Annotated in this window: 14 protein-coding genes; 3 read left to right on the top strand and 11 right to left on the bottom strand. The window is 70.9% G+C overall.

All coding sequences use genetic code 11. The annotated features are described in order from the left end of the window. Positions 1–39 precede the first annotated feature (39 nt). The gene (locus HHX41_RS11875; protein WP_220503944.1) at positions 40–810 is read right to left on the bottom strand and encodes a hypothetical protein; all 771 of its coding nucleotides are present in this window, start codon (positions 808–810) and stop codon (positions 40–42) included. 391 nt (positions 811–1,201) lie between these two features. Between HHX41_RS11875 and HHX41_RS11870 the strand changes: the two genes are divergently transcribed. The 3 genes from HHX41_RS11870 (at position 1,202) to HHX41_RS11860 (ending at position 7,370) form a co-directional block, all read left to right on the top strand. Further along, positions 1,202–2,287, top strand: coding sequence for a polysaccharide deacetylase family protein (locus HHX41_RS11870; RefSeq protein ID WP_220503943.1), 1,086 nt, complete (start codon positions 1,202–1,204; stop codon positions 2,285–2,287). 331 nt (positions 2,288–2,618) lie between these two features. Further along, the gene (locus HHX41_RS11865) at positions 2,619–3,782 is read left to right on the top strand and encodes a polysaccharide deacetylase family protein (protein WP_182905971.1); all 1,164 of its coding nucleotides are present in this window, start codon (positions 2,619–2,621) and stop codon (positions 3,780–3,782) included. Between the two features lie 408 nt (positions 3,783–4,190). Next, positions 4,191–7,370, top strand: a complete 3,180-nt coding sequence (locus HHX41_RS11860; protein WP_182905970.1) for a penicillin acylase family protein — start codon at positions 4,191–4,193, stop codon at positions 7,368–7,370. Positions 7,371–7,375: 5 nt separating this feature from the next. Here HHX41_RS11860 and HHX41_RS11855 read toward each other — a convergent pair whose 3' ends face one another. The 10 genes from HHX41_RS11855 to mltG all read right to left on the bottom strand — a co-directional run bounded on the left by HHX41_RS11855 (position 7,376) and on the right by mltG (position 17,262). Beyond that, a complete protein-coding gene (locus HHX41_RS11855; RefSeq protein WP_169983101.1) occupies positions 7,376–7,621 on the bottom strand; it encodes a hypothetical protein in 246 nt (81 codons plus the stop codon). A gap of 160 nt (positions 7,622–7,781) precedes the next feature. Then, complete coding sequence (locus HHX41_RS11850) at positions 7,782–10,352, bottom strand: phenylalanine--tRNA ligase subunit beta (RefSeq protein WP_182905969.1); 2,571 nt, start codon at positions 10,350–10,352, stop codon at positions 7,782–7,784. Next, positions 10,352–11,452 (bottom strand): phenylalanine--tRNA ligase subunit alpha, encoded by a 1,101-nt coding sequence (pheS, locus tag HHX41_RS11845; RefSeq protein WP_169983103.1) that lies wholly within the window; start codon positions 11,450–11,452, stop codon positions 10,352–10,354. The genes HHX41_RS11850 and pheS overlap by 1 nt, the downstream gene beginning before the upstream one ends. Before the next feature lie 110 nt (positions 11,453–11,562). Continuing rightward, positions 11,563–12,657 (bottom strand): ATP-binding protein, encoded by a 1,095-nt coding sequence (locus HHX41_RS11840; RefSeq protein ID WP_169983104.1) that lies wholly within the window; start codon positions 12,655–12,657, stop codon positions 11,563–11,565. Positions 12,658–12,753: 96 nt separating this feature from the next. Continuing rightward, a complete protein-coding gene (locus tag HHX41_RS11835) occupies positions 12,754–13,587 on the bottom strand; it encodes an RNA methyltransferase (RefSeq protein WP_182905968.1) in 834 nt (277 codons plus the stop codon). Positions 13,588–13,656: 69 nt separating this feature from the next. Beyond that, the gene (gene rplT, locus HHX41_RS11830) at positions 13,657–14,037 is read right to left on the bottom strand and encodes a 50S ribosomal protein L20 (protein ID WP_169983106.1); all 381 of its coding nucleotides are present in this window, start codon (positions 14,035–14,037) and stop codon (positions 13,657–13,659) included. Between the two features lie 22 nt (positions 14,038–14,059). Beyond that, the gene (gene rpmI / locus HHX41_RS11825; protein ID WP_030504936.1) at positions 14,060–14,254 is read right to left on the bottom strand and encodes a 50S ribosomal protein L35; all 195 of its coding nucleotides are present in this window, start codon (positions 14,252–14,254) and stop codon (positions 14,060–14,062) included. 141 nt (positions 14,255–14,395) lie between these two features. Continuing rightward, positions 14,396–15,004 carry a translation initiation factor IF-3 gene (infC, locus tag HHX41_RS11820; protein WP_396704428.1) on the bottom strand — a complete coding sequence of 203 codons (609 nt, stop codon included), beginning with the start codon at positions 15,002–15,004 and terminating at the stop codon, positions 14,396–14,398. A 252-nt stretch (positions 15,005–15,256) separates the two neighbouring features. Then, positions 15,257–16,111 carry a shikimate dehydrogenase gene (locus HHX41_RS11815; RefSeq protein WP_182905967.1) on the bottom strand — a complete coding sequence of 285 codons (855 nt, stop codon included), beginning with the start codon at positions 16,109–16,111 and terminating at the stop codon, positions 15,257–15,259. Next, positions 16,108–17,262: an endolytic transglycosylase MltG gene (gene mltG, locus HHX41_RS11810; RefSeq protein ID WP_182905966.1), complete on the bottom strand. Its 1,155-nt coding sequence runs from the start codon at positions 17,260–17,262 to the stop codon at positions 16,108–16,110. The genes HHX41_RS11815 and mltG overlap by 4 nt, the downstream gene beginning before the upstream one ends. Positions 17,263–17,278: the final 16 nt, after the last annotated feature.

The raw sequence follows: 17,278 nt of genomic DNA, 5'->3' as shown, positions 1-17,278 counted from the left end.
GAATCGGGCCCCGGCTGCGTGCGGCCATCCGCTCGGGCCTCAGCGGGAGCGCTGTGGATCCACCTCCGCCAGGATGCGTTCGCTGAGCCACAGGCGGTCGCCGTCGTCACGGAAATGGACCTCACGCTCCGACTTGATCACCTCGGCCAACCGGCATCGATGCTCCTGGTCGAGGTCGTCCAGCATCTGAAGCGAGAGCAACATGGCGTGATACTGCTCAAAAGCGCTCCGCGAGTGCTCGATCGCCTCCAGCGCGGCGTCGAAGTCCCGCAGCTCGGGCCTGGCCTGCATAATGGCCAGTGCCGCGATGCGCTGTTCCTCGCTCCCCTGCCTGAGCCAGCGCGACACCTCGGCCGAATCCAGAGGCAGCTCCGCGGAGAGACGGCGCACATCGCTCACCACCTTTTCCATCGCCTGTGTCCGCGCAGGTCCCGAAGACATCGATGCGCGGGTGAGCCGGTATTCGGATGCGACAGGCTCTATGGTCTCCAGCAAGGCCCTGGCCTCCGCGCGCAGCCGACCGGCCTCGGCGATGTCCCCTCGCCCTTCTGACGCGTCAGCGAGTCGCAGCTTCTCCTGCACGGTACGGACCACCAGCTTCGCGCCTCCGAACTCGAGGCTCTCGATGGAGCTCCCCCACAACGCGAGCACCAGGAGGACTCCGCCGAGCACCACCAGAACCGCAGCACCGAGCTCGTTCTGAGTGATGAAGACGGCGATCACGCCGGCCACGAAAGACACCGCTCCGAGCAGGCCCATCAGAATGCGTGTCCATGGCCTCATCGGTAACGACGGGAGGGGGGAATCCACGAGTACTCCTTGGCAATACTCTGTGTCCGGAGTCGACCATGGTCTCGGCGCGCACGCCCTACGGCCGTTTTCCAGATTCCCCTACAGTCACCGTTCGAAACCAGCCGACTACAAGCTCATAGTCGAGCGCAGGGGCGCGGGGGGCCGGCAGGAGCGTGCTCGCCCTAACGCCCGTCTGACGGCGTGAAAGGTTCATCGTGTTCCGGCAGCGCGACCCGCGCTTGACCGGTTGTCGCTGAAATATTTCTAACGAATCTTTGACATATTTCAACGGCGCTTCCCAGAATGATGCCCCCGGCGAACCCCGGGCCGGGCGGCGCCTCCCTCGCATGGTGACGTGCTGCCAGGCCTGTTCCCGGTGTCCGATCAGAGCCCCTGACAGGAGGAGCACATGGCCGACAGCGCCGTGCCCATGAGAAGACGTGCAGGCTTACGCAAGACGGTCGCCACGGCGCTCGCGGGCGTCGTCGCCGCGGCACTCGCGACCGTGACCCTGTCCGCCACCGCCGCGCAGGCGGCCGACTGCAGCGGCGGCTACGTCGGACTGACCTACGACGACGGCCCGAACCCCAGCAACACCACGAACCTGCTGAACACGTTGAAGGCCAACGGCCTGCGGGCCACGTTCTTCAACATCGGCCAGAACGCCCAGAACAACCAGTCCCTGGTCCGAGCGCAGGTGGACGCGGGCATGTGGGTCGGCAACCACAGCTACACCCACCCGCACCTGCCCCAGATGAGCAGCTCGCAGATCCAGTCGGAGCTGCAGCGGACCCAGCAGGCCATCCAGCAGGCCACCGGCTCCGCGCCCAAGCTGTTCCGCCCACCGTACGGCGAGACCAACTCGACCCTTCAGTCGATCGAGCAGCAGCTCGGCCTCAAGGAAATCATCTGGGACGTCGACTCCCAGGACTGGAACGGCGCCAGCACCACCCAGATCGTCCAGGCCGCCGGCCGCCTGCAGAACGGCCAAGTCATCCTGATGCACGACCAGTACGCCACGACGGTCCAGGCCATCCCGCAGATCGCCGCCAACCTCCGCAGCCGCAACCTCTGCGCCGGCATGATCTCCCCCACGACCGGCCGCGCGGTCGCCCCCGACGGCGGCACCCCCGTCTCCCCATCCCCGACGATCCCGCAGTCCCCCAGCCCCACTCCCACGCTCACGCCCACGGCGGGATCGGGCGCGTGCACGGCGACGATGGAGACCGTCAACTCCTGGGGTGGCGGGTTCCAGTCCAACGTGACGGTGCGCGCGGGCAGTTCGGCGATCAGGGGCTGGACGGTGACCTGGAGCTGGCCCGGCTCCCAGTCCGTCAGCCAGCTGTGGGGAGGCCTGCAGTCCGGCTCCGGCTCCTCCGTGAGCGTGCGCAACGAATCGTGGAACGGCAGCCTGGGCGCGAGCGCCTCCACCACCTTCGGCTTCGTCGCCAACGGCACCGCCGCCACGCCGACGCTGACCTGCAGCGCGTCCTGACGGGCAGCGCGACGGCGATCGCCTGACACCGGCCGTACGGCGGGGAGAGCTCACCTCCCCGCCGTACGGCCGTCACGTCTCCAGGTGTGGCTCTGCTCGCGGGCACGCGCACCATCCCCCATCGGAACGCCGCTGCCATGAAATATTCATCCGATGTTTCGGCAGCTCAATGGGCATTCATGCGGGCTCCTCCTTGAAATGTTTCTGCGAATCTTTGACATGTTTCAACCTCGTTCCCCAGAATGATGCCCCGGCGAACCCCTGGGCCGGGCGGCGCTCACCTACCGGTGGACAGCGCCGTCCGGCCCTTCCCCGATCGGAGGAGCAAGAGATGGCCGACAGCGCCGTGCCCACCGCAAGACGTGCAGGCTTACGCAAGATGCTCGCCACGGCGCTCGCGGGCGTCGTCACCGCGGCACTCGCGACCGTGACCCTGTCCGCCACCGCCGCACAGGCGGCCGACTGCAGCGGCGGGTACGTGGGCCTCACCTACGACGACGGGCCCAATCCGAGCAACACCACCAACCTGCTCAACACGCTGAAGGCCAACGGCCTGCGGGCCACGTTCTTCAACATCGGCCAGAACGCCCAGAACAACCAGTCCCTGGTCCGAGCGCAGGTGGACGCGGGCATGTGGGTCGGCAACCACAGCTACACCCACCCGCACCTCACCCAGCTGAGCAGCTCCCAGATCCAGTCCGAACTACAGCGCACCCAACAGGCCATCCAGCAGGCCACCGGCTCCGCGCCCAAGCTGTTCCGCCCGCCGTACGGCGAGACCAACTCCACGCTGAAGTCCGTCGAGCAGCAGCTCGGCCTCAGGGAGATCATCTGGGACGTCGACTCCCAGGACTGGAACGGCGCCAGCACCTCGGCCATCGTCCAAGCCGCCGGCCGCCTCCAGAACGGCCAGATCATCCTCATGCACGACCAGTACTCCACCACCGTGCAGGCCATCCCCCAGATCGCCGCCAACCTCCGCAGCCGCAACCTCTGCGCCGGCATGATCTCCCCCACGACCGGCCGCGCGGTCGCCCCCGACGGCGGCACCCCCGTCTCCCCATCCCCGACGATCCCCCAGTCCCCCAGCGCGACTCCCACCTCCGGTGGCGGCAGCGGGGCGATCAGGGGGGTGGCCTCCGGGCGGTGCCTGGACGTGCCGAACGCGAGCACCTCGGACGGCACCGCAGTGCAGATCTGGGACTGCAACGGCCAGACCAACCAGACCTGGAGCTCCACCTCTGCCGGTGAGATCCGGGTGTACGGCAACAAGTGCCTGGACGCGGCCGGCACCGGCAACGGCGCCAAGATCCAGATCTACTCCTGCTGGGGCGGCGACAATCAGAAGTGGCGCGTCAACTCCGACGGCAGCATCCAGGGCGTCCAGTCCGGGCTGTGCCTCGACGCCGCCGGCGCCGGCACCGGCAACGGCACCCAGCTCCAGCTGTATTCCTGCCACGGCGGCACCAACCAGAAGTGGACCTGGAACAGGTAGCCCGCACCTGTGGCCCGCGGTGCGGAACACCCCGCGGGCCACGACCCGGCCGCCTCCTTGTCGTATGAACCTGGCCGTCGGTCTCCTGCCGCGTGGGCTGACCGCCAGGAACGGTGCGGCGCTTTCCGGGAGCGCCGCACCTTCCCGCTGTCCTGGTCTCCTCCATGGCCCCGGCGCCGCGAAACCTGTCCGGGCGGCCCACGGTCTACGTGTACGAACTCGACGCACGGGCGGGGCGAGGGGTATTGGTCACGACCGGCGGGGGCAGTCACGATCGCGGCAAAGTTGGCATTGCTCCTCTGGTTACCCGCAGGTATCGTCCGGAGTTGAGCCTGACTCACATTCACGCGCGTGAACAGCACCACCACGGTCCCTTCACCCCCCGACACCGCGAAGGGAAGATCCCCCATGCACGCGCGCCTTCGACGGGCGATCACCGCTGCCGCCGCGCTGGCCCTGGTCGCCGTCGGCCTGCCCGCGGCACCGGCCGCCGCCGACCCCTACTACCCGCCCGACGACTACTGCCTGGGCCAGTGCGCGGACATCCTGCCGCCCGGCCAGAACGGCAACGCCACGCTCGTCGACATCCTGGGCAACCAGGCCCTCGGCACCTACCCGGCCCACAGCAAGGACCAGCTCGGCAGGTACGCCGACCTCGTCTCCGGCTACACTGGCCTCACCGACGAGCAGATCTCCGCGTTCTTCAACGACAGCGGCTTCGGCGTGCCGGCGAACCAGGTCGACAGCACCGTGCGCCCTCGTTCGGACGTCACCATCGTCCGCGACAAGTCGACCGGGGTCCCGCACATCACCGGCACCACCCGAGAGGGCACCATGTTCGGCGCCGGATACGCCGGCGCGCAGGACCGCCTGTGGCTGATGGACCTCATGCGCCACGTCGGCCGGGGCGAGCTGACGCCGTTCGCCGGCGGTGCGGCCGGCAACAGGGAGCTGGAGCAGAGCGTCTGGCGCAACTCCCCCTACACGGAGACCGATCTCCAGGCGCAGATCGACCGGTTGCGGACCGCCGGCCCCCGGGGCGCCCAGCTGTACGCGGACGTGCAGAACTACGTCGCCGGCATCAACGCGTACATCGACCGCTGCATGGCCGACCGCGACTGCCCGGGTGAGTACGTGCTGACCGGCCACCTCGACGCGATCACGAACAAGGGCGGCCCGGAGGACTTCCGGATGACCGACCTGATCGCGATCTCCGGCGTGATCGGCGGCCTGTTCGGCGGTGGCGGCGGCGCCGAGATGCAGTCCGCCCTCGTACGCGTGGCCGCGCGGGCGAAGTACGGGGCCGCCGAGGGGGACAGGGTCTGGACGGCATTGCGCGCCCAGAACGACCCGGAGACCGTACTGACCCTGCACGACGGGCAGAGCTTCCCCTTCGGGGCGGCCCCGGCCGGCGCGACCGGAGTGGTGCTGCCCGACGCCGGCACGACCGCGCCGGTCGACATCACGGCCAACGAGACCGGCACCGCCACCTCCGCGACCACACAGGTCGAAAGCGCGCTGACCGGGCTCACGGTCGACAACTCCAAACCCGGCATGTCCAACGCCATCGTGGTCTCGGCCGCCAAGGCGACCGGCGGTCACCCGATCGCCGTGTTCGGCCCGCAGACCGGCTACTTCGCGCCGCAACTGCTCATGCTGGAGGAGCTGTCCGGCCCCGGCATCCGGGCACGCGGCGCGGCCTTCGCCGGGCTCAACCTCTATGTGCTGCTCGGACGCGGAACCGACTACGCCTGGAGCGCCACCTCCGCCGCCGAGGACATCACCGACACGTACGCGGTGACGTTGTGCGATCCGAATGGCGGCACGCCCACGGTCTCGTCGGACCACTACCTCTACCACGGCGCCTGCACCGCGATGGAGACGCTGAAGAAGACCAACTCCTGGAAGCCCAACACGGCCGACTCCACCGCCGCCGGGTCGTACGACCTGGTCGTCAAGCGCACCAAGTATGGCCTGGTGACCTGGCGGGGCACGGCCGGCGGCGTGCCGACGGCGTTCACCACGCTGCGCTCCACCTACCAGCACGAGGCGGACTCCGCGATCGGGTTCCAGATGTTCAACGACCCGGCCGAGATGGGGTCGGCGGCCGCGTTCCGCGACTCGGCCTCCACCATCGGCTTCGCGTTCAACTGGTTCTACGTGAACTCCGCCGACGCAGCGTACTTCATGTCCGGCAACGTCCCCGTACGGTCGGCGGTGTCCGACCCGAACCTGCCCATGGCGGGTGACGCCGCGCACGAGTGGAGCGGCTTCGACCCGGCGGCCAACACGGCGTCCTACGTCCCGCCCTCGGCGCATCCGCAGGCGGTCAACCAGGACTACTTCGTGAGCTGGAACAACAAGCAGGCCAAGGACTTCGGCGCGTCGGACGGCAACTTCAGCTTCGGCGCGGTCCACCGGGGCGACCTGCTCGACGCCCCGGTGAGAGCGGCCCTGTCCTCGGGCACCCTCGACCGCGCCGGCGTCGTGAAGATCATGGCGTCGGCCGCGACGACCGACCTGCGCGGGTGGAAGGTGCTGCCCAAGCTGCTGCGCGTCGTGAACAGCGCCTCCGTCTCCGATCCCGCTCTGGCCTCGGCCGTCGCCAAGCTGTCCGCCTGGGCCGCCGCGGGCGCCACGCGGCAGGAGACCTCGAAGGGCAGCAAGACGTACGCCCACGCCGACGCCATCCGGATCTTCGACGCGTGGTGGCCGAAGCTGGTCCGGGCACAGTTCCGGCCCGGACTGGGCGACGGGCTCTACCAGGCACTCGTCAACGCGCTGCAGATCAACGAGTCGCCCTCCGGGCACCAGCAGGGCGACGTCTCCTCGCTGCCCGGCTCGGCCAACGAGACGCAGCCCCACAAGGGTTCGTCGTTCCAGTACGGCTGGTGGGGCTACGTGGACAAGGACATCCGGGCCGTGCTGGGCGACCCGGTGGCCGCTCCGCTCCCGGCGAAGTACTGCGGGGCCACCGTGGCGGCCTGCCGTACGGTCCTGCTGGACAGCCTGGCGGCCGCGCTGGCGGAACCGGCGGCGACGACCTACCCGGGTGACGACTCCTGCTCCGCGGGCGACCAGTGGTGCGCCGACGCCGTCCGGCAGTCACCGCTCGGCGGCGTCAAACACTCGCTGATCTCGTGGCAGAACCGGCCGACCTACCAGCAGGTGGTCTCGTTCCCCGCGCACCGCGGCGACGACGTGGCCGACCTCGCCCTGGGCCGTACGGCGAGCGCGTCGAGCACGCAGGGCTCCTACAGCCCCGCCAAGGCCGTCGACGGAGACCCCGCGAGCCGGTGGGCCAGCGCGTGGAGCGACAACCAGTACATCCAGGTAGATCTCGGCTCGGCGAAGACCGTGAGCCGGGTGATCCTGCGCTGGGAGGCGGCGTACGCCACGTCGTACCGGATCCAAACCTCGGCGGACGGCGCGACGTGGACCACCGTCGCGCAGACGACCTCGGGCGACGGCGGCGTGGACACCGTCACGTTCGCGCCGGGCAGCGCGCGCCACGTGCGGATGCAGGGGGTCAAGCGGGGCACCGGCTACGGCTACTCGCTGTACTCCTTCGAGGTGTACGGAAGATAGGACGGTCAGCCCGGCTCGCGCCAGCCCTCGCCCTCCTCGGCGAGGGCGTCGAGCCGGGCGAGGCCGGCCGGGCCGAGTGCGCCGTCCGGGTCGTCCACCACGACCACCCACTGGGCGTCCTCGGCGTCGTCCTCGCCGGCGAGCAGCTCACGGACGACGGTGGGAACGCCCAGTGCCGGGAACAGCTCGGCCACGGCCTCGGCGGACTCCTCCGCGCTGTCCCGCTCGGGGAACACCAGCAGGTGACGCACCGCTCCTCCGGAAATCGATCGCTCCCCCGGCGTCCGCGCCCGACTGCCCGGCGCCGCGTTCTCCCTGGCACCGCGTTCTCCCCGGCACCGAGGGCGACATGGCGGCGGGTGCCGGCCCGGTGCTTGCGCACACCGGGCCGGCACCCGCCGATGATCGTGCTCAGGCGCCGCGGAGCTGGGCTCCGGTGTGCTGCGCCGCGACGGCGACGGCGGCGTCCCGCGCCGCCGTGGTCTCCTCGACCGTGAGCGTGCGGTCGGGGGCCCGGAACCGCAGCGTGTAGGCCAGGGACTTGTTCCCCTCGCCCACCTGCGGGCCCGTGTAGACGTCGAACAGCCTGATCGACTCGAGCAGCTCGCCCGCGCCCTCCCGGAGGGCGGCCTCGACCTCGGCGACCGGGACCGAGGCGGAGACGGTCAGGGCGACGTCCTGCGTCGCCACCGGATAGGCCGAGACCGCGGGCGTCTCCACCGGCCCTGCGGGGACCAGCAGCGACAGCTCCAGCTCCATCGCGCAGGTGCGCGGCGGCAGCCCGTAGGCCTCGACGACCCGGGGGTGCAGTTCGCCGGCGTGACCGGCCAGGACCTGCTCACCGGTCTCCACGTCGGTCACGGTCAGCGCGGCGCACCGCCCGGGGTGCCACGGCTCGTGCTGGTCGGCCCGGACGCCGAGCTCCACGCCCGCCGCACGTGCGACCGTGCGGGCCGCCTCGACGGCGTCCGCCCAGGACGCCTGCCGTCCCTGGCCCCACCAGCCGGAGCGCTCGAACTCTCCCGCGAGCACCACGGCCACCCTGAGCGGCTGCCTCGGCAGCGCCGTCTCGATCGCCGTGAGCTCCTCCTCCGCGGGCCTGCGGTCGACCGCGAGGACCGGAGCCGTGGCGGGGGCGTCCGGCTCGGGCCGGTAGACCAGACCGGACTCGAACAGCGCCACGTCGGCGAAGCCGCGGCCAACGTTGCGCACCAGGGTCTTCAGCAGCCCGGGCAGCAGCGTGGTCCGCATGTACGGCTCGTCCTCGCTGAGCGGGTTGACCAGCCGGGTCGCCCGCCTGCGGGGGTCATGCTCGGCCAGCAGCAGGTTGTCGAGGTCGCGCGGTCCCATGAACGGGTAGGCGAGCACCTCCACGTATCCCGCGTGGGCCAGGGCCCGGCCCACCCGGCGGCGCAGCCGCTGCTCCTCCGTCAGCCCGCCGCCGGCGGGAGCGGGCGGCAGGACCGACGGGATGCGGTCGTACCCCTCCAGCCGGATGACCTCCTCCGCGAGGTCGTTCGGGTCGGTCAGGTCGGGGCGCCACGTCGGCGGCGTGACGGTGATCAGGTCGTCGCCGTTGACGGCAAGCCGGCCGGCGAGGTCGCCGGAGGCGAGCACGCCGGTGGCCGCGACGCCGGTCCCGGCGGCGGCCGCGGGCGCGGCGCCCTCGGTCACCGTGCAGCCGATCTGCTCCAGCCTGCGGATCACGGTCTCCCGCTCGTACGTCACGCCCGCCACGCGGCTGGGGTGGTCGGCCGGGATGGTGATCCGCACCGGGGACACCTCCGCCTGGGCGTGGGTCACTCCCGGGTCGGCGACGGCCCCGCCCAGCTCGGCCAGGAGCTGGACGGCCCGCCACGACGCGGCCAGCGGCAACTCCCGGTCGACGCCGCGCTCGAACCGCTTGGACGCCTCGCTGACCAGGTTGTGCCGCCGCGACTCGCGGGCGATGCCGGTGGCGGAGAAGTGCGCCGCCTCGATGACGATGTCGGTCGAGGTGCCGGAGATCTCCGTGTGCAGGCCGCCCATCGTGCCCGCCATCGAGATCGGGCCCGAGTCGTCGGTGATGAGGATGTCCTCCTCGTGGAGCGTGCGCACCACGTGGTCGAGCGTCTCGAGCTTCTCGCCCGGCCGGGTCCGCCGTACGACGATCGGGCCGGACAGGCGCGACCGGTCGAAGGCGTGCAGCGGCTGGCCAAGCTCCAGCATCACGTAGTTGGTGACGTCGACGGCCAGCGAGACCGAGCGCATGCCGGCGCGGGCCAGCCGCACCCGCATCCACAGCGGGGACTCGGCGGCCGGGTCGAACCCGGTGACCGAGCGCAGCACGAACCGGTCGCAGGCGGTCGGGTCGGCGATCGCCGCCGGCCAGGACTCGCCGCCGTCCGCCGGCGCCGGGACCGTGGCGGGGTCGCGGAACGGGACGCCGAACGCGATGGCCGCCTCACGCGCGACGCCGCGGATCGACAGGGCGTATCCGCGGTCGGTGGCGACCTCGAGTTCGAGCACGTCGTCACGCAGGCCGAGCAGCTCGACCACGTCCGCGCCGATCGGGGTGTCCTGCGGCAGCAGCAGGATGCCCGGGGAGGACTCGGCGATGCCGAGCTCGGCCTCCGAGCAGATCATGCCGTCGGACAGACGCCCGTAGGTCTTGCGGGAGCCGATCTCGAAGCCGCCGGGGAGCACCGCGCCGGGCAGCGCGACCGGAACCACCGCGCCCTCGGAGAAGTTCGTCGCGCCGCACACGATCTCGCGCGGCGTCGCCTCCCCCACCTCGACCTTGCAGTGCCGGATCGGCTTCTTGAACCCGGTCAGCTCCTCGATCTCGAGGACCCGGCCGACCACGACGTTCTTGAGCTCGTGGCCGTGCGAGTGGATGGCCTCCAGCTTGAGGCCGGCGGCGGTGAGCCGGTCGGCCACTTCCTGGGCGGTGACCGCGGGGAGATCGACGTACTCCCGCAGCCATGAAAGCGGGACCTTCATCAGACCTCCATCCCGAACGGCAGGGTGAACCGGATGTCGCCCTCGACCATGTCACGCATGTCCTCGGCGTTGTGGCGGAACATCAGCGTCCGCTCCACGCCCATGCCGAAGGCGAATCCCGAGTAGACGGCGGGGTCGACGCCGCAGGCGATCAGCACGCGCGGGTTGACCATGCCGCAGCCGCCCCACTCGATCCAGCCCTCCGACTTGCAGGTGCGGCAGGGCGGGTTGCCGGGCACCGCCGAGGAGCCGCGGCAGACGAAGCAGCGCAGGTCGAGCTCGGCGGACGGCTCGGTGAAGGGGAAGTAGTGCGGCCGGAAGCGGGTGGTGATCCCGGCACCGAACATCACCTCGGCGAACCGGTCCAGCGTGCCCTTCAGGTGGGCCATCGTCAGCCCCTTGTCCACCGCCAGGCCCTCGACCTGGTGGAAGACCGGTGTGTGCGTGGCGTCGAGTTCGTCGGTGCGGAAGGTCTTGCCCGGCGACACGACGTACACGGGCAGCGGGCGCGACAGCAGGGCCCTGATCTGCACCGGCGACGTCTGGGTGCGCAGCACCTTCCCCGACTCGACGCTCTCCACGAAGAAGGTGTCGTGGTCGGACCTGGCCGGGTGGTCGGTGGCGATGTTCAGCGCGTCGAAGTTGAACCACTCGCCTTCGAGCTCGGGCCCCTCGGCCACCTCGTAGCCCATCGCGACGAAGGCGTCGGCGATGCGCTCCTGAAGGGTGGTCAGCGGGTGCCGGGCGCCGCGCGGCGCGCGGTCCCAGGGCAGCGTGACGTCGACGGTCTCCTCGATGAGGACCCGCGCGTCCCGCTCGGCCTCCAGCTCGGCCTGGCGGGCGGCGAGCGCCTCGCCGACGGCCTTGCGCGCGGTGCCGATCCGCTTGCCCGCCTCGGCGCGCGCGGCGGGCGGCAGTGCGCCGATCTCACGGTTGGCCAGCGCGATCGGCGAGCGGTCGCCCGCGTGCGCGAGCCTGGCCTGCTTCAGATCGTCGAGGTCGCGCGCCGCGGCGATGGCGGCGAGAGCGTCGGCCTGCGCCCGCGCGACCTCGTCGGCGTGCAGCGGCGTCACCTCGACCGGGTCATAGGTGTTCGACAAGAGAGAGCTCCGTATCCAGGGGCCTGCGAGCGCCCTGCGCTCAGCGGCAACGAGTCTAGTCCGATCAGCCCACCGGGCCGTCCTCCGCGCGGGGAGCCTGTGGAAAAGGCTCAGGCGAAGTCAGGGGTGCCGGTGGGCAACGTAAATCGGAACTCCGCGCCGCCGCCGGGCGCGCGCTGCACGCTGATCGTGCCGCCGTGGGCCTCGATGAGGCCCTTGACGATGAACAGGCCGAGACCGGTCCCCCCGCGGCGACGGCCGTTGCCCCGCCAGAACTGGCGGAACACACGGCCGACCAGCTCGGGCGCCACGCCCTCACCCTGGTCCCGCACCGACACCGCCACTCCCCATTCGACCGGCTCCACCACTATGGTCACCGTACCGCGTCCGTGACGCACCGCGTTTTCCACCAGGTTCGCGAGAACCTGGTCAATCTTGTCCTGGTCGAGCCACATCTCGGGCAGCTCGCCGAGAACCTCCAGCCGGAAGCGGTCCTCCGGCTCCCCCGCCGCCACCCGGCCCGCGACGATCCTGCGGGCCCGGGCCGGCACGTCCACGATCTGGCGGTGGATCTCCACCCTGCCCGACTCGATGCGCGAGACGTCGAGCAGCTCGGTGATCAGCCGCGTCACCCGGTCGGCGTCCGCGTTGACGGTCTCCAGCATCACGCGCTTCTGAGCGTCGGTGAAGCGGTCCCACTTGGCGAGCAGCGTCGCGGTGAACCCCTTGACGCTGGTCAGCGGTGAGCGCAGCTCGTGGGCCACGGTCGAGACGAGATCGGCGCGGCTGCGCTCGATCCGGGCGCGCGCCGAGGCGTCGCGCAGCGTGATGACCACGCGTTCCACCCGCCCGCCGCGCCGCGGGGTGCGGACGAAGCGCGCGGCGACGAGCATCTCCTGGCGGCCGGGCAGGTGCAGCGGCCGTTCCGGCTGGCGGCTGCGCGTGGACAGCCCGCCCTGCGGGTCGAGCCACTTCCACCAGTCACGGCCGTCCTGGTCGCGCAGCGGCAGCACGTCGCCGATGAGCCTGCCCACGGCCGCCTCGCGGGTCACGCCGGTGAGCCACTCGGCGGCCCGGTTGACCACGAGGATCACGCCGTCGGCGTCGGTGGCGACGAGGCCGTCTGGAAGGTCGTCGGCGTCGATGTGCGCCCGCCCTCCGGGGTCCCCCTCAAGGGCGCCGCCGGGGGTGTCGTCACCTCGCACGAGACCGCCTCCTCGAGCTCCGGAACTGCGCGCGCCGCCGGGTTCTGCGCGACTCCTTCGCCGACAATAGCGGGTTTCCCGGACCCGGCAGCAGCCTCAGGGCGCGGGGGTAGTGGGATCTTCCACGGAATGTAAGGTCTGCCGCTGAACGCGTGCGGAGGCGTACAGGCAGACCGCCGCGGCGGTGGCGAGATTCAGGCTTTCCGCCCGTCCGTAGATCGGGACGCGGACGACCTCGTCGGCCAGCGCGAGGAGCTCGGGCGGCAGTCCCCACGCCTCGTTGCCGAACAGCCAGGCGGTGGGCGCGTCGAGGGCGACCTCGTCGAGCGTCCGGGTGCCCGCGCCGTCGGCCGCGAGCACGCGCAGCCCCGCCTCCTTGGCGTGCCGTACGGCGTCCGCGACGGGAGTGCCGGTCACAACCGGCAGGTGGAACAGGCTTCCCGCGCTGGCCCGCACGCACTTGCCGTTGTACGGATCCACCGACGCGTCGGTGAACACCACCGAGTCGGCGCCCGCGGCGTCGGCCGTGCGCAGGACCGTGCCGGCGTTGCCGGGATCGCGCACGTGGGCGAGGATCGCCACCAGCCGCGTCCCCCGCGGCACCGCCTCGGCCAGCGGGACGTGCACGAAGCGGCACACGGCCAGCAGGCCCTGCGGGGTGACGGTCTGGGTCAGCTCCGACATGACCTCGCCGCTCGCGCGGTGGACGGGGACGCCCGCCGCCACGGCGTCGGCCACGATGTCGGCGTGCCGCGTCTCCGCCTCGACCGTCACGAACAGTTCGACCGTGACGTCCTTGATCGCGAGAGCCTCGCGGACGGCCTGCGGCCCCTCGGCGAGGAACGCCCGGTCACGATCCCGGAACGCGCGCTTGGTCAGCCTGCGGGCCGCCTTGACGCGCGGCGACTTGATGTTGGTGAGCTCCGCCATGCCCGCTCATTCCCCCCTCGACGTGGACGAGGGCCCGCCGCAGGCGGCGGGCCCTCGTCGAAGCAGGTGTCAGGCGACCGGCGCGTTCACGTCGGACGGGAGCGCCTTCTTGGCGGACTCGACCAGCGTGGCGAAGGTCTGGGCGTCGTTCACCGCGAGGTCCGCGAGGATCTTGCGGTCCACCTCGATGCCGGCCAGGCGCAGGCCCTGGATGAACCGGTTGTAGGTGATGCCGTTGGCCCGGGCCGCGGCGTTGATCCGCTGGATCCACAGCCGGCGGAACGTACCCTTCTTGTCCTTGCGGTCCCGGTACGCATAGGTCATCGAGTGGAGCATCTGCTCCTTGGCCTTGCGGTAGAGGCGCGACCGCTGCCCCCGGTAACCGCTCGCCCGCTCGAGGACGACCCGGCGCTTCTTCTTGGCGTTGAGCGCCCGCTTCACGCGTGCCATGTTGTTCTATCTCCCCGGGTCGTTACTTCGCGAGCAGCTTCTTGATCTTCTTGGTGTCGGCGTCGGACATGACGACGACTCCCTCGAGACGGCGCGTGCGAGTGGACGGCTTGTGCTCGAACAGGTGCTGCCGGTTGGCGCGGCGGCGGACAACCTTGCCGGATCCGGTGAGCCGGAACCGCTTCTTCGCACCGCTGTGCGTCTTCATCTTCGGCATGTCAGCCGTCTCTCCTCTTTCGTCCGTGCCGACGGCCCGGGCCGGTGACCCGGGCCGGCGGCCTGCCTTACTCCGCGAGACCGCCCCGGTCTCGGTTTCCGTGTACGTCTGCGGCGCCCCGCCTGGTGGTTCAGGCGGGTGTCACTGCGGCTGCGCGGCCTGCTCCTCGGCGGGCTCCGCCTCCGGCTGGCCGGTGCCGCGGGCCTTGGCGGCGGCCTTCTCGGCCTTCGCCTCGGCCTTCTTCTTGTGCGGCCCGATCACCATGATCATGTTGCGACCGTCCTGCTTCGGCTGCGACTCGACGAACCCCAGGTCGGTGACGTCCTCAGCGAGGCGTTGCAGGAGCCGGAAGCCCAGCTCGGGCCGGGACTGCTCGCGGCCCCGGAACATGATCGTGACCTTGACCTTGTCTCCCGCCTTCAGGAAGCGCACGACGTGACCCTTCTTGGTCTCGTAGTCGTGCGGGTCGATCTTCGGCCGGAGCTTGATCTCCTTGATGATCGTGTGCGCCTGGTTACGGCGGGCCTCACGCGCCTTCATGGCCGACTCGTACTTGAACTTGCCGTAGTCCATGAGCTTGCAGACGGGCGGGCGGGCCGTGGCCGCGACCTCCACCAGGTCGAGATCGCTCTCCTGGGCCAGCTTCAGCGCGTCGCCGATGGAGACGATGCCGACCTGTTCGCCGTTCGGGCCGACGAGGCGCACCTCGGGCACACGAATACGGTCGTTGATGCGGGGCTCGGTGCTGATGGGACCTCCAAAAGACTTCCGCTTGTCTCGACCGTGCGGGGCAAAACAAAAACCCCGCACGTCACGCATGCGGGGTCACTGAGCTCTCCTGCCGAAAACTCCGGTGTGATCCTGAACCCGTCCGCCTTTCGGCGGAGCAGGTGGGAGGAGGACCTCCGCTTGCGCGTCCAGCTCATGCCGGACCGATCGAGTTCCTACGCTACCACAAACCCGACAGCCTCTCGACGTATTCCTGCCCCGGCGCGACGCCGCTCAGGAGGCCGCCCGGCGTGCGATCTCGGCCTCGCCGGCGGCGCGCATCGCCTCCACCGGCACGTCCGCACGCCCGGTCATCAGCTCGACCTGCCGCACCGCCTGGTGCAGCAGCATCGGGAAGCCCCCGACCACGGCACATCCCCGCGCGCGGACGGCCGCGGCCAGCGCGGTCGGCCAGGGCGCGTAGACGACGTCGAACAGCGCCGCCTTCTCGGGCAGGCGGGCCGCGACCCGCTCGGCCAGCGCGTCGGCCGCGCCGGACGGCAGCGTGGAGACGACCAGATCGGCCGCGGGGTCGAAGTCGTCGAAGGAGCGCACGGTCACCCTCGTGCCGAGGCGCTCGGCGACCCGCAGGGTCTCCCCCGCGCGGGCCGGGTCGCGCACGACGAGCGTGACCTCCGCGAGCCCCGTCTCCCGCAGAGCGGCGACGGCCGAGGCCGCGGTGGCGCCGCCGCCGAGGACGACCGCGGAGGCCGGTGCGGGCACGCCCGCCTCCGCGAGCGCCCGCACGATGCCGTACACGTCGGTGTTCTCGCCGTGCCGCGCGCCGCCCTCACGGAAGACCACCGTGTTGGCGCCGCCGACGGCCAGCGCGAGGTCGGAGACGGTGTCCAGCAGGGGGAGCACGGCACGCTTGAGCGGCATCGTGAGCGACAGTCCCGCCCACTCCGGGCCGAGCCCGCCGATCAGGCCGGCCAGCCCGTCCTCGGCGCACTCGATCGCGTCGTAGCGCCAGTCGTCCAGGCCCATCTCCGCGTACGCCGCCCGGTGCAGGACCGGGGACAGCGAGTGGGCGATCGGGGACCCGAGGACGGCGGCCCGGCGGCCGGTCCCCTCGCCGGTCTCGGTCATTTGTTGTTCCGGTTGAACTCGTCGCGCAGCTTCCAGAACTCCGACTCCTTGTCGGTGAACTTGGTGATGCCCCGCTTGGGGTCGACCGTCACGAAGTACAGCCAGTTGCCGTCCGCCGGGTGCAGCGCGGCCTCGATCGCGTGGTCGCCGGGGTTGGCGATCGGGCCGGGCGGCAGGCCGAAGTACTTGTACGTGTTGTACCGCGAGGTGCTCTCCAGGTCGGCGTGCGAGGCCGCGATGCCGTACTTGTTCAGCCCGTACATGACCGTGCTGTCCATGCCCAGCTTCATCTGGGGGTTGGAGCCCAGCCGGTTGTAGATGACCCGGGCGACCTTCGGCATGTCCTCGGCGCTGCCGGACTCCGCCTGCACGATGCTGGCGATGATGATGATCTGCCTGGCGGTGAAGCCGAGCTGCTTCGCCTGCCCCTCAAGGTCGACCCGGTCCGCGGTCTGGTTGAACCGGTCGACCATCTTGGTGAGGATCTGCTCCGGGGTGAGCTTGCTGCTGATCTCGTACGTGGCCGGGAACGCGTAGCCCTCCAGACGGCCCTTGGTGTACGCGGGGAGCCCGATGTCGGTGCGGGCGGCCTTCTTGAAGTCCTCGACCGGCTTGCCCGTGGCGGTGGACAGCTCCTCGTAGATCTTGCTCAGCCGCAGCCCCTCGCGGATGGTCAGCCGGTTGAGCATCCGGTTCTTGGGGTCGAGCAGGGCCAGGGCGGACTCGGCGGACATGCCCTTGCGCATCTCGTACTGGCCCGGCTGGAGCGAGGAGCTCTTCCCGGCGGCGCCGATGGCGTTGATGAACGCCCGCGCGCTGGCCACTACGCCCTCGTCCTCCAGCAACTGGGCGACGTCGGTGGCGCTCGCGCCCTCCTCGATCTCGACGACGACCTCCCCGCGCCCCTCCCCGGTGTAGTCCTTGGGGATCATCACGCTGCGCGCCCAGGTGAATCCGAAGTAGCCGAGGCCGCCGAGGACGCCGACGATGATCACAACGGCGAACAGCGTCGCGACCCTGCCCTTGCGCCGCTGTTTCTTGCGACGTCTGCGGCTGCGCCGCTGCTGGGTGCGGCTGCCAGAGGGCCGGCGCCGGGGCGGACCGTCGTCGTCCTCGGCGCCGAGCAGGAAGTCCATGTCCAGATCATTCATAGTGCGCTGGCCAATC

Origin of the sequence: Microbispora sp. H13382, assembly GCF_014161445.1 — a bacterium.
GTDB lineage: Bacteria > Actinomycetota > Actinomycetes > Streptosporangiales > Streptosporangiaceae > Microbispora.
This window is presented reverse-complemented; position numbering and strand designations above follow the sequence as displayed.